This window comes from Clostridium sp. FP2, from assembly GCF_011065955.2.
Lineage (GTDB): Bacteria > Bacillota > Clostridia > Clostridiales > Clostridiaceae > Clostridium_AD > Clostridium_AD tagluense.
The window spans coordinates 2776869-2799211 of the sequence record NZ_JAAMNI020000001.1 but is presented as its reverse complement, the minus strand read 5'-3'; the positions used below and the strand labels follow the sequence as shown (position 1 = coordinate 2799211).

Below are 22343 nucleotides of genomic sequence, written 5' to 3'. Positions count from 1 at the left end.
TATGAATAAGATAATCAACATATGTTTTTCACAAAGTTCAGGAGCAACTTTAGAACAGGCTGTCAGTACCAACGAGCTTCAGTATAATGAAAAGGTTATAGTTTTTTTTGATAACCTTTCACAGGGAGCTATAAAGAGTGGAGTAAATATTGAGGAAAGAATTAATTGGTATAATATTTTTAAGGGATCTGATCCATTAAAGCTATTTATTGATTACGATATAGAGGAGTTAAAAGAAAATTATAATGCATTTCATGATGAAATTTCTAATATGGATAGCAGTGATACTTTATACCTCTGGTATGGATCTAGCCAAGAGTTCTGTGGAATGCTGTATACATTAGAGCTTTTAAAAGACAGGAGGCTAAATACATATATAATAGATGTAAAAGATACAGTTATTAAGCGCAACGAAATTGTATTTCAGGTTAGGACTACAGGAGAAATCCTACCAGAAAACCTAGAAAAATATGCTGCTGCAAAAAGAAAGCTGGATTCAAATGAATATAAACAATTTCTTGATGATTGGGAATCATTAAAAAAGGATAATTCTATATTGCGTGTTATTAAAGATGGAAAAGTAAAAAGTGTAGATGAAAGTTATTTTGATATAGCTATACTAAAATATACACCGAAAGAATTTAGAAACTCTATGAGAACTGTAGGCGATGTGTTAGGTAAAAGTGAAGATGAAATTTCGGATGAGTATATATTTTGGAGAATAAACGAACTGATTAAAGCAGAAAAAATAGAATACAACAGCAAGTTTGGAGTCATAGGAATGGAAATAAAAATAACAGAAGAAGGATTCAAATATCTTACTACTGACAAAGATGCCATGAAGATTTGGGAAGAGGATAGAATAGTTTCAGAGCAAGAACAAGATATGAAAAATAAATATAGAGAAAAAGGCAGAATGAAAGAAAAAATAGATATAGCGAGAAATTTAAAAGATGTATTAGATATGGAGACTATAGCGGATAAAACAGGTTTAAGTCTAGAGCAAGTTAAAAATTTGCAGGAAAATTAATTGATTAATAAAAGAAATGATTAGCTTCAAGATATTATGTTATTTTTCTAGATATTATTGGTATGCGAACTTGAAAGGGGTATGACAATGAATAATATAGTTAATATATGTTTTTCAGAAAGTGCAGGAGGAAACTTTAGAGTTGTAATTAGGATGAATGAACTGGATGGCAAGCAAAAGGTTATAGTTCTTTCTGATGATCTTTCACATGGGCCGATAAAGGGTGAAGTTAACATTGAAGAAAGAATTAATTGGGGGAGTATAGTTGATGAAGGGGAGTATTTTGCGAGTTATGGTGCAGATGACTTAAAGGAAAATTATAATACATTTTACAATGAAATTTCTAAAATAGATGACAAGGATACTTTATATTTATGGTACGGTTCCAGTCAAGAGTTCTGTGGAATGTTATATGCCTTAGAACTTTTAAAGGATAGAAATTTAAATATATATTTAATAAATGCAACAGATACAGTAGTAAAAGATAAAGATAATGTGTATTTAGCTAGAGATACTGGAGATATTGTACCCCAATATATAGATAAATATACCAGTTTAAAACAAAAACTAAACTCAAATAAATATAAACAACTTCTTGATACGTGGGAATTATTAAAAAATGATAACTCTATATTGCGTGTTTTCAAAAGTGAACAAATAAAAAGTGTAGACGAAAATTATTTTGATATAGACGTATTAAAATACACCCCCAAAGGATTTAGAAACTCAGCTGAAATTGTGAGGTCTATAATCGAAAACAGTGATGTAGAAATTTCCTTTGATTATATATTCTGGAGAGTAAAAAAATTAGTTAAGTTAGGAAAAATTGATTACACATGCTCTGAGGCATGCCACGGTACATTTGAGAGCATGGAAATAAAGATAACGGAGGAAGGATTAAAGCATCTAAGTACAAATCAAAAGGCTATGAGTGTTTGGGAAAATAGTAAAAAATCTTTAGATGAAGAAGAATATATGATAAATGAATATATAGAAGAAGGTAGGTTAGAAGAGAAAATAAGTATAGCTAAAAAGTTAAAGGATGTATTAGATTCAAAAACCATAGCAGATAACACAGGCTTAACTATAGGACAAGTTAAAAACTTATGATTAAGCAATATTTTTCTAGTAGTTAAGTCACAACTATAAAAAAATTTGAACAAAGTCCATTTAATACTAAAGGGAGTTGTATTATGGAAAATAAGTTTGAAAGAGCAACTATTAACGATGTAGAAGCATTGATTGATGTACGAAATCAATGCTTCTACGCAGATTATGTTAAATATGGTGAATGTCCTGGATATAATCACTCAAAAGAAAGTATGACCAATGCCATTTTAAACAGGATAGTATATAAAATAATCTGTAATAATCAAATAATAGGTAACATTAGTATAAGAGATAATCATGATAACACTTATTATTTTGGTTGTCTTTGCGTAATACCAGAGTATGAAAACAAAGGGATAGGACAAGAAGCTATTAGGTTTATTGAGAGTGAATTTCCTAATGCAACTGTTTGGACTTTAGAAACGCCTTCGGACAAGAAGAGAAATCATTATTTTTATAAAAAAGCAGGATATACCATCATAGAGGAATATATAGATGGGTCTGTTAAGTTAGTGCTGTTTGAAAAGAAAATGAACACTTAATTCATGAGTGTCGTGAATACTGTAGTTTTAAGTGACATTGGTCATTAGTTAACTTATGAAGAGAAAATCTAAGAAAACGCAAGATTAGATTATGGTATTTTTGTTTGCAAAATAAATTTTTCAGGATAATATATTTTCAATTATAGGGGGATTTTATGAATTTAGAATATCAAATAACTAAGCGGGACTACATCGATTTTAACATTTACCATATGACTCATTCAGTGACAATGAAACGTTCCTTATTTATTCTAAGATTTATTTTCCCAATCATATTTCTAGTTTTACCTATATTTCTAATAAAGATTACTGATATACCTTTATGGTATTGGTTTAGCGCTTGTATAATATCAGCTGTATTATGGATTATTTTTTATCCTAAATTTATGAAAAGGTCTGTAGAAAAAAGAATTTCAAAGATACTTGAGGAAGGTAAAACCACAGGCATTCTTGGAAATCACAACTTTTCATTTACAGAAGAAGGTGTTGTTGATAAAACTGAATTCAGTGAAACAAAATATAATGTAATTGAAAAAATCGTACAGTCTGAAACACATATATTTATATACGTTAGTGCTGTAATGGCTTATATTATACCGATAAGAATATTCGGCAGTGTTGATGAAAAGAGTGAATTTTTAAATATACTCAATAAAACGTTAAAAGTAATATGAAAACAGTGTATTATTAGGGGTACAATTTCATGCAATATCATCCATGGTAATCTTGTTTTGCTGTTAAGTGTAAAAAGGATGAAGAATAACAGAAGTTACTACACTATATTACAGTATCTTTAAAGGCTTATAACTTTGATTTCTGCATAAAACTGTTCTACATTAGTATTATATATGTTATTATTACTAGGGCAACTTAAATAACTAGGTAGGCTATTAGTCCATTTTATTTAAGCTGCTTTAGGTGTAATTTTAAATACATATATAATAAATTAATGACAAAAGGGGACCTGGAATCATGATAGATATAACAAAAACATACCTTCAAAACAAGTATAAAATAAGCTCAAAAACCCTAGAACTCTATGATATAGCAATACAAGATGTTCAAAAGGAGTTTGAAATTCTTGATGAAATAAGAGAGTTTAATCAACTTAAGGTTTTGACAGCATTGCAAGATGAAAGAATTAGCGACGCTCATTTTACAAATTCATCTGGATATGGTTATGGAGATATTGGACGAGATTCATTAGATAAGGTATATGCGAGGATTTTTAATTGTGAGAGTGCACTAGTGAGACCACATTTCGTAAATGGAACACATGCAATTGGAGCAGCCTTATTTGGTAATTTAAGACCTAATGATACCATGATGTCTGTATGCGGAACACCTTACGATACACTTCTTAATATAATAGGTATAAATCTTACAGAAGATATAGGATCATTAAAAGATTATGGTGTAAAATATAAGCAATTAGAATTAACCCATGACTCTAAAGTTGATATTGATTTAATGAAAAAGAATCTACTAGAAGATAAGTCAATTAAGCTAATTCATATTCAAAGATCCACTGGATATGGATGGAGAAAAGCATTATTAATTTGTGAAATAGAAGAGATTATAAAAGCTGCAAAAGCTATAAATCCAAAGGTTATTTGCTTTGTAGATAATTGTTATGGCGAATTTATGGACGTTCATGAGCCTACAGATGTAGGTGCAGACTTAGTTGCAGGTTCACTTATAAAAAATATTGGTGGAGGCATTGCACCTACAGGTGGTTATATTGCAGGTAAAGAAGAATATGTAGTGCAGGCTTCTTATAGATTAACAACTCCTGGAATAGGAGGGGAGTGTGGTTCTACTTTTGGAGTTATGCGTACTTTATTTCAAGGGTTATTCTTAGCACCTCATGTAGCTATGGAAGCATTGAAGGGAGCTATCTTTTGTGCAAGAATTATGGAACTTGCAGGTTTTGAAGTTCTTCCTAAATATACGGATAAAAGAAGCGATATAATTCAAGCTATAAAATTTAACAATAAGGAAAAGTTGATTAATTTCTGTAGGGGTATACAAGAGGGGTCTCCCATTGATTCGTTTGCTCAATGTGAACCTTGGGATATGCCAGGATATGCAGATAAGGTTATAATGGCAGCAGGGGCATTTATTCAGGGCTCATCAATAGAATTATCTGCAGATGCACCAATTAGAGAGCCTTATATAGCATATTTACAGGGTGGATTAACCTTTGATCATGCTAAGATTGGAATACTAATAGCGCTTTCAAAAGTTATTTAAAATCAAGCTCATATATTAAACTAACTTCACTTTACCTTTTGCTAGTTAAGCTAGTACGGGAATATCAAAAACCTGCAATGATTATATTATTTGCAGGTTTTTGTTGTATACAAAATAATATTGAAATGCTTTAGGGGATGATTTAATACTTTCTGTAAATACCAACAAGTACTCCCAAGATTGCACAGTCATCAACTATAATAGGGGCCATAGTTGAATTTTCAGGTTGAAGTCTTATATGACCCTTTTCCTTGAAAAATCTTTTTATAGTTGCTTCATTATCAATAAGAGCCACCACTATATCACCATTTTTAGAGGTATTAATTTTCTCAATTATAGCTAGGTCTCCATCTAATATTCCTGCTTCAATCATACTGCTACCAGAAACTCTAAGCATAAATAATTCATTATTGGTTTTAGTAAAATTTAGTGGAATAGTAAAGGTGTCTTCAACATTTTCAACTGCGAGTATTGGTATTCCAGCTGTAATTTTTCCTATAATAGGGATATCTATTAGTTCTTTTCTTGTGACACTATCCTTTAATAATTCAATTGCGCGAGGCTTGGTAGGGTCTCTACGAATATATCCTTTTTTCTCTAATCTTTCTAAATGGCCATGAACAGTTGAGGTAGATTTTAATCCTACAGCCACGCATATTTCTCTTACAGAAGGTGGATATCCTTTTAATTGAACTTGCTCTTTTATGTAGTTATATATTTCGCTTTGTTTATCTTTTTTTTGAGTTAACATAAAAACACCTCTCATTCGTATTAAAATTATACCATATATATGTAAAAGAATCAAACTTACGTTCGTCTTTTAGGCAAAATGTATTAGTGCTTAAAATTCATATTTTCTAAATGCTGAAATATAATTAAAATGTATATAATTGAATCTATAAAATTGTTTTTGTTTGATTATTAGAGTATTATTTGTTATACTTGTCTATTATGAAGTATTTTAAATTAATGGAGCGTGGTGTTGTATGGCTAAAAATTGTATATTTAATGATAAGAAAATTTGTAGTAATTGTGGGGAATGTGAAGTCTGTGAATTGAATTCCAATAAAAAATGTAATAATTGTGGAAAATGCTTAGAACTTGAAGGCTATGATGTTAAAGCCATAAAAATTGATGAAGTTTTTGAGGCCGAAGAGTTAGAAGAAGAATTGGAAGATGATTTTTATGATAAGGATGTAATTAACTTATCAAAAGCAGAAGAAAATAATAGTGAAAATGAAAATCAAGACCTATCAGACTCAGAAGGACTAATTGAATTTGAAGAATATAATTCATTGTTAGCAGAGCAAGAACACTCTAACATAGATAAGGATGATTTTATACCTGAAAATGATGAAGTTTGGGAATATATAGATGATATAGACGGGATGAAAGACCTTCTTGAAAATGAAGAAGAAAATTCAGATTTACTTCATGAGGAGTTTCCAGGACTTATAAGAGTAAAAAAAATATAAATATATACTTTCTTTATTATTTAAGAAATATTTTTATGTGCAAAAAAAAAGTATATATTACGTATAATGCATTAATAGTAATATATACTTTTTTCTTTTTTACTCATCAGAAAGTGGGTTTGATTTAACTGCATTTCTTAATTTATCATTATCTACGTGAGTATATATTTGGGTAGTAGATATATTTTCATGACCTAAAATTTCTTGCAGACTTCTGATATCAACATTACCATACTTATACATAAGAGTAGCAGAGGTATGCCTTAATTTATGAGGAGTATATTTATTTTTATTAAGGCCAGCGTTGCCTATATGTTTTTTTACAATTCTTTCTACAGTTCTTTTATTAATTCTGCCAAATTTACCGCTTATAAAAAGGGCATCCTTATCTTCAGGATGAATTTTTTCTAAATCTGCATTTCTAATAGGTAAATATTTATATATTGCCTTTAATGAAGCCTTATTTAAATAGATGGTTCTTTCTTTATTTCCTTTTCCAATAATAGATAGGGTATCATTTTTCATATCAGAGATATTTATACTACAAAGCTCCGATAGTCTGAGACCACAATTTAAAAAGAGTGTAATCATACTATGGTCGCGAATAGAATGTTTCTCTCTAGATGTAGTTGCATCTAGCAGGGTCTTGCTTTCATCTAAGGTTAAGAAAACAGGGCTTCGCTTGCCTAATTTGGGTGACTCTAGATCTATTGATGGATCTATATTTAGCACTTTGGATTTAGTGGTTAAATACTTAAATAGGGACTTTATAGATGCGATTTTTCTTGCTTTAGCATAGTTTCCATTAGCCCTATATTTTCCAAGATAGGAGATAAAGGCATATAAGTCCTGTAATGTAAGGGTCTTTAATGTATCTAGAGTTAAGTCCTTAATACTAATTTCCTCAATGTGCAGAACTTTATCTGAGGGTACTAAGCCTTTATACATTTTCAAAAACTTTAGCAATAATGATAAATCTGCAGTGTACGCAACAATAGTAGCCACAGAACAGCCTTTAATAGTAGATAAATAATTAAAATAATCATTTAGAAACGCAGGGAGTTCATTGTTATAAATAGTATTTATATCAGATTTCATAGGTACCTCCAAAATATATAATAATGTCGTGAAACTTACATTTCACGACATTATTATTCTACAAGAGGGGGTCAAAATCCTGCTTATTTTTAAAAATACTTTAATTTATTTTTTTTATTATTGTAAATTTATTTATTTTGCAATATAATCTATAGTTTTCCTGTTAAAACTATAGTTAAAATTAAGAAGCTACCAGTTTTACATCACTGATAGCTTCTTTAGTCTAATTGTTATTAATTCTAAACATATGTCATATTCATATCAATGATTATACGTTTATAGAAGTTTCCACACCTATTGCATCTTTATTTGCTTCTAATATTGGATTTACATATTCTTCTATAAATTCTACAACTTGACTTGGAGCCCTACCTATAAATTTAATTGGGTCAATTACTGCTAGAATCTCTTCTTTTGACATCTTAAAGCTATCATCATTTATAATTCTCTCTATAAGATCATTATTTAAGCCTTCTTCTTTAACTCGTCTTGCTGCAGACATAGAATGAACTCTAATGCTTTCATGAAGCTCTTGTCTGTCCCCGCCCCTTTTAACTGCTTCCATAAGAATATTTTCTGTAGCCATAAATGGAAGCTCATTGTTTACATGAGCAGTAATTACTTTTTCATACACTACCATATTTCCTGCTATGTTCATATATAGATTTAATACTCCATCAAGAGCTAGGAAAGCCTCAGCTACGGATATTCTCTTATTAGCTGAATCATCTAATGTTCTTTCAAACCATTGTGTTGAAGCTGTTATAGCTGGATTTAATGAATCTATTATAATATATCTTGCTAGTGAGCTAATTCTCTCAGAACGCATAGGATTTCTTTTATATGCCATTGCAGAGGAGCCGATTTGACTTTTTTCAAAAGGTTCTTCTACTTCTTTCATACTTTGAAGTAACCTTAAATCATTACTGAATTTATAAGCACTTTGAGCTATTTCTGAAAGTGTATTTAATATTATAGAGTCTACTTTTCTAGAATAAGTTTGACCAGTAACGGGATATGTATTTTCAAAGCCCATTTTATTGGCTACAAATTTATCTAAGTCCTTTACTTTTTTATCATCATTATCAAATAAATTCATAAAGCTTGCCTGGGTTCCTGTTGTTCCTTTAACCCCTAGTAGCTTAATGTTATCTATTACAAAGTCTAAATTTTCTAGATCCATTATTAATTCTTGAATCCATAGAGTTGCTCTTTTACCTACAGTAGTTAATTGAGCTGGTTGTAAATGAGTAAAACCCAAAGTAGGAACATCTTTATACTTTGTTGCAAATTTCGAAGATTTACTTATCACATTAATTAGTTTCTTTTTAATTAATAATAATGCTTTTTTCATTACAATCAAATCAGTGTTATCCCCTACGTAGCAACTAGTAGCTCCTAGATGGATAATTCCCTTTGCACCCGGACATTGAACCCCATATGCATATACATGGCTCATTACATCATGTCTTATCTCTTTTTCCTTTTCTTCTGCAACTTCATAATTTACATCATCTACAAAAGATCTAAGTTCTTCAACTTGAGCCTGAGTAATATTAACTCCTAGTAACCTTTCGCCTTCAGCTAGGGCAACCCAAAGCTTTCTCCAAGTTTTAAATTTCATGTCATCTGAAAATAAATAACTCATCTCTTTTGATGCATATCTACTGTTTAACGGTGTATTATAAGAATTTCTCATATTCTGCCTCCATACGTACATATTAAAATATAAAATAAATTTCATTCATATTATAGCATACAATATCATTAATAGTAATGAAAATGTTCGTATATTTCCATTGTACTTTCCGAAATATTTTTTAGTATATAGATTTACCTACTACAACATTATATATGTTTTATACAAATTATTAAATAGTTCTAAAATAATATATTTCTAATATAATTTAAACAAGTAGAACAATTATAATAGGTTGGGGGTAATTATGTATAAACTTAATATGATAGACAAACTTTCTTTTATATTTGTATTGATAGGCGCATTAAACTGGGGGCTTTTAGGATTATTGAATTTCAATCTAGTTAGTTTTATATTTGGATCGGTTCCGTTCCTTGCTAGAGCAATATATATTTTAGTAGGATTATCCGCTGTAAATATTATTGTTTTTATATTTAGGAATAAAAAAAATTAGCTCCTACTTTCTATAATATTATATGTAATAGTATAATATTTATAGCAAAAAGACTCCATAAATTATTATGGAGTCTTTTTAAGCATTCAGAATAAAGAAGATACAGGTTAGTTATACTTTCACTGAAGTTTTCTCTTCACTATAGTAGGTACCTTCACTTATAGAAATGGAGGATGTTTCTTCTAAAATGTCGTTTAAATTTTTATTTTTTATAAGTATAAATAATGACAAAATAAGAGTGACACCTTCGGAAATTGCGGTTGCTAGCCATATGCCAGTTTCACCTAGTATTAAAGTCATTAAAAACAATGATATACTTATGGCTACTAAACCTCTAGATATAGAAATTATTGTAGCATACTTTGCCTTAGCTATTGATGCAAAGTACCCTGATATTAGTATATTGTATCCAACTAAGATAAAAGATAATGAAAATATTCGTAAGGCTCTTATGGAATAATTAAAACTTTCCGCATTTGCAGTTGCATCCATAAATACACCCACGATGCTCGGGGTAAAAACGTTTATGATAATAAATATTAGTATAGATATAAACGCTATAGTTTTTGCACTCATTTTAAATAAAGTATTTAGTGCTCGCCTATCCCCTTTGCCATAATAGAAGCTTGTTAATGGCTGCATTCCTTGAGTTATTCCTATCATAGTCATAAGTACTAATAGGTTTATATATGAAATAATGCTGTAAGTTACAATACCATTGTCACCTAGCTTTTTTAGTATTACTTGATTAAAAACATATATAACTATGCCTGTTGTTACTTCTGTTAATCCATCGGGTAATCCTATAGATAAAATTTCTTTAATTACAGAAAACTTAAATTTACATTTTACAAACTTTAATTTTGATTTTTTTCTACTAAAATGCACTAAATAAAATACAGTTGCCATAACCTGAGAAATTCCAGTAGCATAAGCCGCTCCACTTACTCCCCATTGAAACTTAATCACAAATAAATAATCTAAAACTATGTTTACTAATGCAGATATTACTACCCCAACTATTGCCAGGTATGGGAATCCATCTATCTTTGTAAGCACCTCTAAACAATAAGATGTCATAAAAAATCCATTAAATATAGTTATTATTTTAAGATATTCAACTACATAAGTCATAGTAGCATCGGTAGCTCCAAGAAAAACAGCTATGCTCTCTAAGTTAAGTAGTGTAATTATAACTATGGCTACTGCAACTCCTATTATTGCAATAAAATTTATAGTGAAGATTTCATTTGGTTTTTTATTTTCACCTTTGCCTAAATTTATGGCTATAAGAGTTGAAGCTCCTGTGGCAAAAAATATAGATGTTGCAAATATAAAATTTATAAATGGCATTGCTAAATTTACAGAAGCTAAGGCAAGTGGTCCTACTCCCCAGCTAACAAATATACCATCTACCATAGTATAAAGTGAGTACACCCACATAGCCACAACTGAAGGTAATAAGTAATTTATAAACTTCTTTCTCATTAGTTTTTTATGTTTTTTTGCGGAATTCAAAAAATCATCCCCTTTATACTAATGATAAACCTTGGTATAATACTAAGGTCAAGCATTTATTGTTAATTCTTATATCTTTTAGTAATAAAAAAGGAGGATTCTTGTGAAAGATTATTATAAAATAGGTGAAATATCTAAAATCTATGGAATAGGTAGAGACTCTCTAATGTATTATGAAGAGATGGGTATACTAAACCCAGTAAGAGATTCTAATTCTTATAGGCTTTACACTATGAATGATATATGGAAGCTTAATCTAATAAAAGAACTTCGTACCTTTAACTTTTCTATGGAAAAAATCAAGGAATACATAGCTAATAGAACTATTGCCTCCACTATGGAAATGCTAAAAGAAGAAATAGCTCTTATCGATAATAAGATATTAGATTTAAGCCTGCTTAAAAATACTGTAATAAAAAGAATAGATAATATTAATTATGCTGAAGATAGCACAGAATTAAATGTGGTTAAGGTTATATACTTAAAGGAAAGAAAGGCGCTTAGACTAGATGGAGAAATTCGCAGGGATGAAGAGGTGGATTATTTAGTAAAAAAGCTTCAAAAAAAATATGAAGATAAGTTTTATCTTTTAGGTAATACGAAAATAGGCGCAATATACAATTTAGAAAGCTTATACAAAGGGGTCTATAATGAATATAATTCTGTATTTTTCCTATTAGATTCTATTGATACAAATTATAACCTAATTCTGAGTAAGGGTTATTACGTAAGTCTTTCGTATAAAGGTCCCTACTCTGATAACAAACAGCATATAGATAAAATTTTTAATTTTATTAATGCAAACAATTATAAGATTGTATCGGAACCTATTGAAATATACAAAATTGATATTCATGAAACTAGTATTTCAGATGAATTTATAACTGAAATACAAATTCCAATAAGCAAATAACCATTCATTGTAAAACAACCACCGTGGGAGTCTAAATCTCCTTTCGGAAGTTGTTAATATTGGAGCATCTAAGATGATGATTTTATTCTAATTATTTATCGCATTAATGATATTGAAATTCATTTAGATTTATAGTATTACTACTAGTGAATTTTACACCTTCACTTTCCAGAAACACCTTTTGTAAATTCCGAGACTCATAATCCACTATGCTAATCTCCCCTTTTGAATTTATAACTCTATGCCAAGGTAGTTTATATTTTTCACTTAAAGTATGAAGAACTCTAACCACCTGCCTAGCACCTCTGGGGCTTCCAGCCAGGGTTGCAATTTGACCGTATGTCATAACTTTACCTTCAGGTATGTTTTTTATAATTTCTACAACTCGTTCTGTAAAAGGTTCCATTTTAAACCCCTTCCTGTTAATAAATATTAAAGCTTCAGTTAAATATACCATATCTTGATTCTATCATTTTTATCTATGTAAGGCATCTTCAATAGCAGGCTTAGATTTATAAAATTTACTCATACCCCAAAGTACAAAAATACTAATAGTTAAACCTATATATATTGAATTTATTTTTCCGAGACCTGATAAAATCCATATTAAACTAGCCAGGGGTCCAGCTACTATAGAATATATACCTGCCTTACTTCTTATCTTGTCTTTAAAAAACATTGCTGCAAAAACTGGAATAAAAATTGGTGTAGCTCTAAAAATCATAGAAAGGAAACCCCAATCAAGTATCATAGAATCTTTATTATTTATTACTATTATTAATGTCATAATTCCAATAAAAATTATAGTTCCTCTCAAGATATAAAGTTGTTTTTTATCTCCCGCTTTTTTGTTTATACATTGATTATAAATATCTCTAACAAACATAGTTGCAATTCCTAAAGTGAGACCTGCTCCTGTTGCTATAGACGAAATCAGTACAGTTGCGATGCATACCCCACCTAAAACAGGATTTAAATAATTCATAAGAAACAAAGGAAATGCTTCACTTGGTACAATACTCGGATGATGAATTCTCATATACATACCAATCATTGTACATACAATTCCAACTGGAAGAACTAGAAATGCTACTAAAAAAGCACCTCTTCTTGATGTTTTAGAATTCTTTCCTGCCATTATAGATTGAAAATAAGTTTGAGTTGACAATACTCCAACTATTGTAGATATTCCAGAAGCTAAATCCGATGACACCCCTCCGCTAAAAAAATTAAACCATGGTTCTTGTGGCAAAACAGAAGTTATATCTCTAATTCCATTGAACTTAAATATTAGTAGTATACCACATATAATACTTGTCCCATATAGAAGAATTGTTTTTACCGCACCTACCATTGTGCTTCCCCAAAAGCCTCCAAATACTACATATACTACAAGCAGACATACAACAATTACTGCAGTTTTAGTAATACTCATACCAAATATTACAGTAAACAAGGCAGTACAGGCTATAATTTGTCCATTAATATGTATAAACATTCCTATAGATAATAAAATACTAGATACTGTTCTTGCTTTTTTACCATACGTATTTCCTATTACCTGTGGAATTGTTTCTGCTGATTTTTTATTTACCTGCTTTGAGTAAAATAATCCCAATATTATACTTGCAATAGAAAGTCCAAGTATAAACCATATTGCTCCAATCCCTCGATTATATGCCATCTGAGCCGTTCCTACAGTAGATGCTCCACCTATTATTGAACCCATAAGCACACTTGTAACACCCATGACTCCGAGTTTATTTCCACCTGATGTAAAATCCTTAGATGTTTTAACTTTTGACTTTGATAAATAACCAATTATTCCGGTTATAACCAATGTAATAATGGTACTTATTATAAGCATTATGTACTTCCCCTTTAGTAGCCTTTTAATCTTTTAATTTGTGACCACTTGCTCCTGCTTTATAACTCCTTAAAAATAGCTTGTAAAATTCATCTATAAACTGTGAATTTTCAATTTCTTTATTTATTTTTAACACTTCTATTGCAGCCTCTATTGTGCACAAGTTTCCTTCTTTGACACCTCTTCTTAAATCATATTGAGACTTGAAATTTGGTTCTAATGAAATCCTAGGTAGTTTCTTTAAATAATCACTTTTTCTCAATATTTTTGCTGCTTCTTTCCAGGTACCATCTATTAAAATAAATGCAGGGATTTTTCCCGTATTCTTACATTCAACTTTTCTAGACTGTGCCTGATCATCTTCTACTGGAAATAATAAATATGTTTCGTAGTTTTCATTATTTATGTTTTCAATTAATTTATCTGGTTTATTTGTCCTTTCCCAAAGAAAAATCTCAGTTGAATGTGGATTAATGAGCTTCAATAGCCTTGCCGTGTTAGAAGGTCTGTAAAACTCTCTTTCAGTTGATAAAATCCAAATCTTTGCATTAGTTTCAAGTTGAGCTGCGCTATTACAAATGCAATTTATTTTTGGCAAACCACATTTATTACAACTATCATATAAACTTGTTATTGGCTTTACTTTATAAATACAATCCATAGTTCCTCCAATCTTTCTACATTTAAAATTTTTTCTGCTCAATAAATTATAAATCCATAATTGAATTTAACATTTTTTTAGTATTGTTTATGATGAATTCCTTCATACCAAATTCCAAATTTCCTTATGTATGAATCTTCCTTTAACTCGTCATATATTTTAAAGTCATCTTCACTAAACTCCGCTAGAGTTTTATTAAACTTTTCTGGCTTAAAGATGTACCATAGATCAGACCACTTATTTTCATTTTCATTTCCTTTTATACTTTCAGAAATTGTACCAGGTGATTTACTTTCAAAAAATTCTAGGTTTATTCCATCATAATATGCCAAGCAAGATTTAAACTCACAATACCTATTGCTTATTCCTTCCATAAGTTTTAATACTCCATTTATTCCTATGGTCTCTAACATGTGATTCACATATGCCTTTGGAAAACCATTTAGCTCACTTATGAAAAATCCAGAATCCAATGCTATACAAGGTTTTTTTACAATTTTATATGCTTGTAAGACCTTTTGTTTGGCTATTTCTTTTATATCATCACTCCTTGGCTCTATAAGGTCTGCATTGTAAGCTAAAACCTTTATGTTTTTCAAATCCCTTTGTACTGATGCAATTTTCCCTTTATTACTTGTTACAAAAATAATTTTCTTCATTTGTTTAACACCAATCCTTCTTAAGGTTTATTAATAGTCGATTAGCTGATACTCCCACGCCTAAAGGCAAGGGGTTCTTAGATAGCTTAACTTCTCCTATACTCTCATTTATTTAAAAATCAAATAAATTACAACATATAAGAACTAATTAATTTCTCTAAAACTTTCACTATCAATCATTCCAATGAATGAATTAACGATAGCATATGGCTCATATCAAAACCTCTTTAGCCTTAATTTATAATCCCATACTACTTATTGCTTTATTGTTGCTATTTTGTATTGTTACTATTTCCTTATCGTGTAGCACTTTAAAATTATCAAACTCCTTAAAACATAAATCTCTATCTATTTCTTCTAAATTATCCTTAATATTCATTATAAGAAATGCACTATAACAATCCCTTTGTATTTTAAATCCTTCGAAATTGTTCCACCTTTCCGATAATTCTTTTTTATTATACTTATCATCAAAATGGTTGTATTGTGAAGCTTTTATTTTAGTAGTGTTTATTTTTAAAAGCTCTTTACCATACCATTCTAATTTATTATCTAATATAGTTAAAAACATGCTAGGTGCTTTACTTGCGAGACTTTTACCAAATCTCTTTTTCTTATTTATTTTACCTGTCTTATCATTTATTGTTGTATTCTTAGCTCTCTTTTGTAGCCCACTATAGCTCATAGTTTCTACTAATATTCTATCGCCTAAACTGATAATTTGATTAGCTAATTTCTCATGACTTTGCTTTCTTATACAAGCTTGTTTTCTTTGTATTTCTCTTAATTCATTTTGAGTTTTAATATATTTATTAGACTTAATCCATATTAATTTAATAGCTTTTTTAATAGTTCCATTTTCATTAAAGTTATTAGGATTATTAGTCCTACGTTGTCTATCTAATTTTCTTTGCAATATCATTTTTTCATGTTCAATATTTTCAACTTCTGGACATAATTCTAATAATTTTACTTCGTTTTTACTACTAAAAGCAATAGTTCTAGTTCCAATATCAATACCTACATTTCCTTCTCCTATTTTATGCCTAACCTTTCCCGTTTCTTTATTATATTTTTCAGGTGGAATTCCTTCTAAAATTAGTTGAATAAAATATTTATATTTGCCTCGAATGAACTTTCTAACTACTCTACAATATTTAATTTTATTTAATAATGATATATGTGCATATTCATCGTTTTTATTTATAATTATATCTATCGAAAGTCCATTCCATATTAATTTATTATCTACAAATCTAAGTCCAGTTTTATTTGATTTGCCCTCAACACTACTCAGTTCACCATATTTTTTAAAATAAACTTTATTACATTTATGAAGCATTAATTGCCCAAAAGCATTAAAACATCTTGTCGCTATTTTTTGTGTAGTGAAGCTATCTATATTATCTTTAAAATGTTTCTGTATAAGCTTAACATACTTATGAAGTGAATATTCTTTCAAACCATTATTCTTATTTAATTTGTTAAATTCTTTATTACGTTCTTTGCCTTTTTTCATTTTAACTACTTTTCTATACTCCTTAGATTCTTTCATATAGTTATATCTTTTATATAATTCGCCTAGACAACTATTATAAATATTTCTACCTATTTCTAATCTTTTATCTAATATATCTTCTTGATATATTTCTGTTTCTAATTTTAATGTCAAAATATAACTTGACACAATATTCACCTCTCTTCACATACACATCTCGCCTAATGTTTAAATCTCTCTTCAATATTAGATATTAAATTTTTTTCTTTTATATCTTGGACAAAATATAAAATTATCATTAATCAAAGATACAGTTGTTTCAGTTGTTCTATATTTATTTTTCATGAATTTATAATAGCATAGTTTATGTATTTTACTATATATTATACACAAGCTATGCTATCCATCCCACACCTGAAGGAGTGGGCTTTCCGCACAAATATTGTAATCATCTCCAAATACTAATAAAACAAATCATAAAATTCTATAATATAAGAGTCTTTCAGTTTCTATTTCCTTATTATCTATAATTTCACTTTTGTTAAATTTTCCATGCAATTTAAAACCGAGCTTTTCAACACATCTCTGAGAGTTGATATTTTCTGGCTTTACTGTGGCACGTATTCTGGTATAAGTCCCATCTAACTTAATTAATTCAATTAAATTATTTAATGTTGTATATATTATACCATGTCCCCAATAATCTTCCTTTAGTGCATATCCGATTGTTAATGTACTTGGTTCCTCTTTTTTTAGAAATCTAATAATTCCAATAAGCTTTTTAGAATTGTTTTCAAAAATACCTAAATATATGTTATTTCCCTCTTTCATTCGCTGGTTTATTAATTGTATAAACTCCTCTGTATCGCCTACAGAATAGTGAGTTTTTCGTACAACGTATTTTGCTATTTTTTCATTACTATATATTTGAAAAAGATCCTCTTTGTCATAATTGCTTATATAGCGGATTAAATATTTATCGGAAACTTCAATTGGTAACTGATTTTGGATTATACTTAACATGATATTCTCCTTATAATTTTAATATAGTGGTAATAAATACTCACTCATGATATTTATAAATAAACCAATCAAAGTTAATGACTGTGTACAAAGCCTACTTTCATTAGTTCATCTACCAACAAAACCCGTTTATTGATGATTTATATTATTGAATACCTGTAAAGATAATGTTATAATAATTTACAAGTATAAATATTTAGTATGGTGGTGAATTATTTGGAAAAAGAAATATTAGATTTATTAAAACAAATGAATAAAAAATTAGATGCACATACCCTAAAGCTAGATACACATACTCAGATGTTAGATACACATACTCAGATGTTAGGTGAACATACTCAGATATTAAGGGCATTAGAGCATTTAGCGCAAGTAAATAGATCTGAACATGATAGAATGTTTAATGATATAGCACATCTCAAAGGTGAAACAGAAGCAATGAGAAAAGATTTAGCAACAGTTGAAATAGTCACAGCCAGAAATATGGAAAATATAGCTCATTTGAAGTTAATTAAATAAATTTTTCAGAAAGCTTATTCAAATTACATTAGCAAAGGCAACTAGACCTTGGCGAATCATTGAAGCTTAAAAAAGAATAAAACAGCAGAGAATCGTCAGAATGAAATGGTGGTTCTCTTTTCTGTTCACTTCAAGCCAACTTATACCGCCTCTTTAAATAAAACTGGAGATTAATTTAGGCAAAATACTTTTCAGTAATTTTTCCATTATTTTAGGAGTATTAACCCTATAATCAATTCCTTGATTTATATCTGAATTTTTATCTTTAATAACAGTAATATCAGTTATACCTCTTACAATACAGCATTTCACGTTATTTAAGGTACATATAAATGCAATAGCTCCAGCACATAATACATTTTCTTTTATGAGTTTGTCTAATGATTCTAGGTTTAGATCCTGGTCTGCGGTGGCTATAATTCCTTCATATACCTTGCCTGAAAAAGCATTAAAATCAATCCATGAGTTATCTATTAAGGGTACCCAAAGGCTCATAAAATAAAGGCCTTTCCTTTCCCATTTTAGCAATGCAATCATATTGGACAGTTTTATTTGCAATAACTACATCTAATATATGTAGATTTTTTGCTACTCCTCCACATGTGCCAAGAACAAAATTTATAGTAGGCTTCTAATTTTCTATTGCAAATTGACAAGCTGTAGAGGACCTTGTCTTTGTAGCTCCACTATGATAAAAGATACACTCTTGGTTTAATATATTAAAATCAATATATTCACCGAAAGGATATTGCTTTACAATACCAAAATCTATACATAATATCTCTTTAAGTGCTTTCCATTCTCGTTTTGAGCAAATCTGTATACATATCATTATTTATCCCCTCCATCGCTATACTTTAAAATTCTTTAAAAAGATTATAAAATAGAAACTTTATCTGTGAATCAACTTCAAATCTTTTACAAAGTTCATTAAAGATACACTGTATATCATCTTCAAAGTTGTCATTAAATTTCAAATTATTAATATCTAAAGCGCCAAGGTCTTCTTTAATTTCTAATAAAAAATTATAAGCACTATCAGCTTTATTAGATAGATACTTAATAATTCCTTTATGTAGTAATCTTAATATCTTATACCAAGTAGGTCTATTGGGCATATAATCTGATGTGATTCCTCTTCTAATAACTGGTTCGTCACTAACTGTATAGTTTTTATCATGTTTTAAAGGAACTTTGCTGTTTGTAAAATCTTCTTGTGATATTATTTTTCTTATATCTAAATCCACGGAGATATTATTTGGATAGACCAAAATTAAGATTCCTTTAGGGTTTTCTGTAAAATTAGTCATTATAGGTTTATCATAAAGAGTAATTAGTTCATCAACTTCACTCCTTGTAATATCCCCTAAAATTATCAAGTCAATATCAGAGTATTTTGTTGCTACATCCTTTGCTAAAGAACCTTTCAATATCATAGAAAACTGATTTTTCTCACAGAACCTATAAACAGATTCTATGTAATTTTTATGCTTTAATGATGGGTAACTCATATGAAACTCCCTCTTAACCGGAATATACCTATTTTTTTCCCATTTAATTTCGCCTATCCGATAAATCTAAGTTGCCGCAATGCTTCTCCCTTTGAATTTTCCATAGATTGTTTTATTTGTCAATATTTTAAACCCACCCACACCACTTAAAATCTTTATAAAAATCAACTTCAATGATTCCACAATATGGAATCTCATTATGATATTTAAACTGTCTCATTACAACACCATGGGTTACCACAATTATTTTTTCATAGATCAAATATTTTTCTAAACCTTTAAAAGCTCTACTTGCAACTACACTAAGTTTTTCCCAACTTTTTTTATCCTCATCAGTATATTCACCTTTACAACAAATGCATTCCTCACTAGCAATTTTAACTTCCTCATCAGATACATTGTTAAAGCCTAAATCGGGTACCCACTCATGAATGTCAATTTCAATACTTATATCAAGTGATCTTTCTTTTGAAATGATTGCTGCAGTTTCTAATGCTCTAGTATAGGGTGAGGATACAATAAGGCTCGCTCCCTGTAATCTCTTATCTTTAGCAACATTCCTCGCTTGCTCTATTCCTTTAGGTGTAAGCTGAGCCAAATCTATACCATGTCCCTTGAAGTTTCGCTCTTTTACTAAACTATAGTCTGGTTCACCATGTCGTATTAGTATAAGTTTTGTCATTGCTCTTCTCCCCCTATTTATTCTAAGTAGTATAAATATATACCAAATTAGAATTATTAATAATTAGCAGTAAATAATTACAGTTCTTATATTTCTTTCTACTCCTCTTTTAGCAATGTTTCTGATATTTTTCATATATTTTTATAAATGCATTTTGTTCATTCTGCAATTTCATTTCATTTTTAATAATTATTACACATTCTTCAATTGAATTTTCATATGTATTTACCTCTAAATCATAAATATCATTAAAATTCATGTTGCTTAATTGTCCTTTTGCCTGTCCTATGTCCCTATCTCCACGTTCTAATTTTCTTCTTTCAAGTTCATGTAAAGGACAAGTTACTTTTACAAAAGTAACAGGCATATCACAAATTAAGATTTCCACTCACTTTTTAATATTCCATATAAAATGTGGTTAACATATTTGTCATTTAACCATTCTGCATCCCTAATGATACCTTCTTCCTTAAAGCCATATTTTTTAGGAAGAGCCCTACTTTTAAAGTTTTCTTCAGCAATTAGAACTTCGATTTTATTTAATCTCAGTTCATTAAACGCATAATCAATAAATATCTTTAAAGCTTTAGTCATTATTCCTTTGTTTTGATATGGTTCACCGATCCAATATCCAATAGATGCTGAGTTTCTAGTTAAGTCAATATTATTGTAACCTATAAATCCAGAATAATTTCCTTGATAAATCAATATTGCTTTAAATCCTTCACCTGAAACATATTGTTTTTGTGCTCCCTTTATAAAAGGTACTATATCATCAACACCTTTAGTTGATGATACCCATGGAAGCCACATACTTAAATGTTGTCTACTACTATCTATTAATTTATAAAAGCCATCAGCGTCATATTCATTAAGTAGCTTTAACTCAATATCTTTATCTATTATATATTTGAACATATTATTACCCCAATTTTAAAATCTTAAAATTCAAATCTTACTATTCTATGAATTGTTATAAATCCTGCTTTCTCAAGTGTTTTCTTTGATGCATAATTATTATACGCACATCCACATATAGGCACTAAATCATTGCTAATACAATGTTCCTTTAGTTTAGAAATAATATAGGTTCCCACACCTTTTTTTCTATTGAAATTTTCTCGAAGTTTTACGGACTTCACACATTGCCGCAGACTTTCGGTACCATTGTGTGCTATGTTACCCATTAGGAGACGACTTCAACGATTCTACCCCTTGGTGCAACAACGAACTGGCATGCATTGTTATCAACAATGTAATAGCCAACTGGTTAATGTTCTCTAACTTTAGAATGGTATATCATCATCTTCGCTGGTATACAGTACAATATCCTGAGAGGAAAAATCCTCTTCTGTTTCATATTTATCTATTTCACATCCTTCCCATGATATCCCATACGGTGCTCTCCCTGAAGTATAGCCTGCAATATAATAAAATGTATCATCTGAATTAGAATATGTCTCTGCTATCTTTTTTTCTTTCTGTAGCTGTCTTTGTTGTTCTTTAACTTTTTTTTGACCCTCTAAAGTTCCATTTAATTGATTCACATAATCAGGATTAATTTTATATCCAAGCATTTGCAACTCATTGATAGCACATATCTTATCTACAGCAAAGTGTTTACTGTATCCTTTTATAATATTTTCACCTTCATACTTTGGTATCCAATGTTCTGCAGCAAGAAGTCTTGAAGCTCTATCTAATCTTTTATGTCTAGGAATATTTGATTTTTTTTTACTTTTATTCATGATTTTTATCTCCATATGTTTTCTATTTAGTTTTAAATAATACGTAAGTATTCTGGTATTTTTGACTTGTTATTTATTTTCAT

Annotated in this window: 27 protein-coding genes and 1 pseudogene; 9 read left to right on the top strand and 19 right to left on the bottom strand. The window is 29.4% G+C overall.

What is annotated here, in order from left to right; all coding sequences use genetic code 11:
* Position 1 precedes the first annotated feature (1 nt).
* The 5 genes from G9F71_RS13485 (at position 2) to G9F71_RS13465 (ending at position 4935) form a co-directional block, all read left to right on the top strand.
* Positions 2–1030 carry a DUF3658 domain-containing protein gene (locus tag G9F71_RS13485; RefSeq protein ID WP_164951472.1) on the top strand — a complete coding sequence of 343 codons (1029 nt, stop codon included), beginning with the start codon at positions 2–4 and terminating at the stop codon, positions 1028–1030.
* An 87-nt stretch (positions 1031–1117) separates the two neighbouring features.
* Positions 1118–2140, top strand: a complete 1023-nt coding sequence (locus tag G9F71_RS13480) for a DUF1835 domain-containing protein (protein ID WP_164951473.1) — start codon at positions 1118–1120, stop codon at positions 2138–2140.
* 83 nt (positions 2141–2223) lie between these two features.
* Positions 2224–2682, top strand: a complete 459-nt coding sequence (locus G9F71_RS13475; RefSeq protein ID WP_164951474.1) for a GNAT family N-acetyltransferase — start codon at positions 2224–2226, stop codon at positions 2680–2682.
* Positions 2683–2837: 155 nt separating this feature from the next.
* Positions 2838–3356, top strand: coding sequence for a YcxB family protein (locus G9F71_RS13470; protein WP_164951475.1), 519 nt, complete (start codon positions 2838–2840; stop codon positions 3354–3356).
* A 298-nt stretch (positions 3357–3654) separates the two neighbouring features.
* On the top strand, positions 3655–4935 hold the full coding sequence (locus G9F71_RS13465; protein WP_125001238.1) for an aminotransferase class I/II-fold pyridoxal phosphate-dependent enzyme: 1281 nt from the start codon (positions 3655–3657) through the stop codon (positions 4933–4935).
* A 142-nt stretch (positions 4936–5077) separates the two neighbouring features.
* On the opposite strand, the gene lexA is transcribed toward G9F71_RS13465, so the two are convergent.
* A complete protein-coding gene (gene lexA, locus G9F71_RS13460; protein WP_164946170.1) occupies positions 5078–5686 on the bottom strand; it encodes a transcriptional repressor LexA in 609 nt (202 codons plus the stop codon).
* 235 nt (positions 5687–5921) lie between these two features.
* Between lexA and G9F71_RS13455 the strand changes: the two genes are divergently transcribed.
* The gene (locus G9F71_RS13455; protein ID WP_164951476.1) at positions 5922–6410 is read left to right on the top strand and encodes a hypothetical protein; all 489 of its coding nucleotides are present in this window, start codon (positions 5922–5924) and stop codon (positions 6408–6410) included.
* A gap of 99 nt (positions 6411–6509) precedes the next feature.
* On the opposite strand, the gene G9F71_RS13450 is transcribed toward G9F71_RS13455, so the two are convergent.
* Together G9F71_RS13450 and purB are read right to left on the bottom strand one after the other, a co-directional pair.
* Complete coding sequence (locus tag G9F71_RS13450; RefSeq protein WP_164951477.1) at positions 6510–7508, bottom strand: tyrosine recombinase XerC; 999 nt, start codon at positions 7506–7508, stop codon at positions 6510–6512.
* 268 nt (positions 7509–7776) lie between these two features.
* Entirely contained in the window at positions 7777–9207 is a 1431-nt protein-coding gene (gene purB, locus G9F71_RS13445; protein ID WP_164951478.1) for an adenylosuccinate lyase, read from the bottom strand.
* Positions 9208–9454: 247 nt separating this feature from the next.
* On the opposite strand from purB, the gene G9F71_RS13440 reads away from it, so the two are divergent.
* Complete coding sequence (locus G9F71_RS13440; protein WP_125001252.1) at positions 9455–9661, top strand: DUF378 domain-containing protein; 207 nt, start codon at positions 9455–9457, stop codon at positions 9659–9661.
* Between the two features lie 111 nt (positions 9662–9772).
* Here the strand turns inward: G9F71_RS13440 and G9F71_RS13435 are convergent, their stop codons facing one another.
* Positions 9773–11179 carry an MATE family efflux transporter gene (locus G9F71_RS13435; protein ID WP_224626400.1) on the bottom strand — a complete coding sequence of 469 codons (1407 nt, stop codon included), beginning with the start codon at positions 11177–11179 and terminating at the stop codon, positions 9773–9775.
* A gap of 103 nt (positions 11180–11282) precedes the next feature.
* Here G9F71_RS13435 and G9F71_RS13430 point away from each other — a divergent pair, with 103 nt between their 5' ends.
* Positions 11283–12092 (top strand): MerR family transcriptional regulator, encoded by an 810-nt coding sequence (locus tag G9F71_RS13430; protein ID WP_164951479.1) that lies wholly within the window; start codon positions 11283–11285, stop codon positions 12090–12092.
* A gap of 103 nt (positions 12093–12195) precedes the next feature.
* Here the strand turns inward: G9F71_RS13430 and G9F71_RS13425 are convergent, their stop codons facing one another.
* The 7 genes and pseudogenes from G9F71_RS13425 to G9F71_RS13395 all read right to left on the bottom strand — a co-directional run bounded on the left by G9F71_RS13425 (position 12196) and on the right by G9F71_RS13395 (position 17800).
* Positions 12196–12498, bottom strand: a complete 303-nt coding sequence (locus G9F71_RS13425; RefSeq protein WP_164946164.1) for an MGMT family protein — start codon at positions 12496–12498, stop codon at positions 12196–12198.
* 69 nt (positions 12499–12567) lie between these two features.
* The gene (locus G9F71_RS13420) at positions 12568–13959 is read right to left on the bottom strand and encodes a sodium:solute symporter (protein ID WP_164951480.1); all 1392 of its coding nucleotides are present in this window, start codon (positions 13957–13959) and stop codon (positions 12568–12570) included.
* 25 nt (positions 13960–13984) lie between these two features.
* Entirely contained in the window at positions 13985–14620 is a 636-nt protein-coding gene (locus tag G9F71_RS13415; protein WP_164951481.1) for a tRNA-uridine aminocarboxypropyltransferase, read from the bottom strand.
* A gap of 77 nt (positions 14621–14697) precedes the next feature.
* Positions 14698–15279, bottom strand: coding sequence for a non-canonical purine NTP pyrophosphatase (locus G9F71_RS13410; protein ID WP_164946161.1), 582 nt, complete (start codon positions 15277–15279; stop codon positions 14698–14700).
* A gap of 238 nt (positions 15280–15517) precedes the next feature.
* A complete protein-coding gene (locus G9F71_RS13405; RefSeq protein WP_224626222.1) occupies positions 15518–16966 on the bottom strand; it encodes a transposase in 1449 nt (482 codons plus the stop codon).
* A 38-nt stretch (positions 16967–17004) separates the two neighbouring features.
* Positions 17005–17122, bottom strand: a pseudogene (locus G9F71_RS13400) (IS200/IS605 family transposase); the annotation flags it as partial.
* Between the two features lie 129 nt (positions 17123–17251).
* Entirely contained in the window at positions 17252–17800 is a 549-nt protein-coding gene (locus tag G9F71_RS13395) for a GNAT family N-acetyltransferase (RefSeq protein ID WP_164951769.1), read from the bottom strand.
* Between the two features lie 216 nt (positions 17801–18016).
* Between G9F71_RS13395 and G9F71_RS13390 the strand changes: the two genes are divergently transcribed.
* On the top strand, positions 18017–18319 hold the full coding sequence (locus G9F71_RS13390; RefSeq protein WP_164951832.1) for a hypothetical protein: 303 nt from the start codon (positions 18017–18019) through the stop codon (positions 18317–18319).
* 153 nt (positions 18320–18472) lie between these two features.
* Here the strand turns inward: G9F71_RS13390 and G9F71_RS13385 are convergent, their stop codons facing one another.
* The 8 genes from G9F71_RS13385 to G9F71_RS13350 all read right to left on the bottom strand — a co-directional run bounded on the left by G9F71_RS13385 (position 18473) and on the right by G9F71_RS13350 (position 22260).
* The gene (locus G9F71_RS13385) at positions 18473–18877 is read right to left on the bottom strand and encodes a 5'-methylthioadenosine/S-adenosylhomocysteine nucleosidase (protein ID WP_164951770.1); all 405 of its coding nucleotides are present in this window, start codon (positions 18875–18877) and stop codon (positions 18473–18475) included.
* A 73-nt stretch (positions 18878–18950) separates the two neighbouring features.
* Positions 18951–19151, bottom strand: coding sequence for a hypothetical protein (locus G9F71_RS13380; RefSeq protein WP_164951771.1), 201 nt, complete (start codon positions 19149–19151; stop codon positions 18951–18953).
* Between the two features lie 25 nt (positions 19152–19176).
* Entirely contained in the window at positions 19177–19830 is a 654-nt protein-coding gene (locus G9F71_RS13375) for a nucleotidyltransferase domain-containing protein (RefSeq protein WP_164951772.1), read from the bottom strand.
* Between the two features lie 127 nt (positions 19831–19957).
* Positions 19958–20512, bottom strand: coding sequence for a histidine phosphatase family protein (locus tag G9F71_RS13370; protein WP_164951773.1), 555 nt, complete (start codon positions 20510–20512; stop codon positions 19958–19960).
* A 109-nt stretch (positions 20513–20621) separates the two neighbouring features.
* Positions 20622–20879 carry a phosphotransferase-like protein gene (locus G9F71_RS13365; protein ID WP_207712078.1) on the bottom strand — a complete coding sequence of 86 codons (258 nt, stop codon included), beginning with the start codon at positions 20877–20879 and terminating at the stop codon, positions 20622–20624.
* An 8-nt stretch (positions 20880–20887) separates the two neighbouring features.
* Positions 20888–21430 (bottom strand): GNAT family N-acetyltransferase, encoded by a 543-nt coding sequence (locus G9F71_RS13360; protein ID WP_164951775.1) that lies wholly within the window; start codon positions 21428–21430, stop codon positions 20888–20890.
* Between the two features lie 23 nt (positions 21431–21453).
* A complete protein-coding gene (locus G9F71_RS13355) occupies positions 21454–21699 on the bottom strand; it encodes a GNAT family N-acetyltransferase (protein WP_164951776.1) in 246 nt (81 codons plus the stop codon).
* Between the two features lie 99 nt (positions 21700–21798).
* On the bottom strand, positions 21799–22260 hold the full coding sequence (locus tag G9F71_RS13350; protein WP_187353505.1) for a hypothetical protein: 462 nt from the start codon (positions 22258–22260) through the stop codon (positions 21799–21801).
* Positions 22261–22343 lie beyond the last annotated feature (83 nt).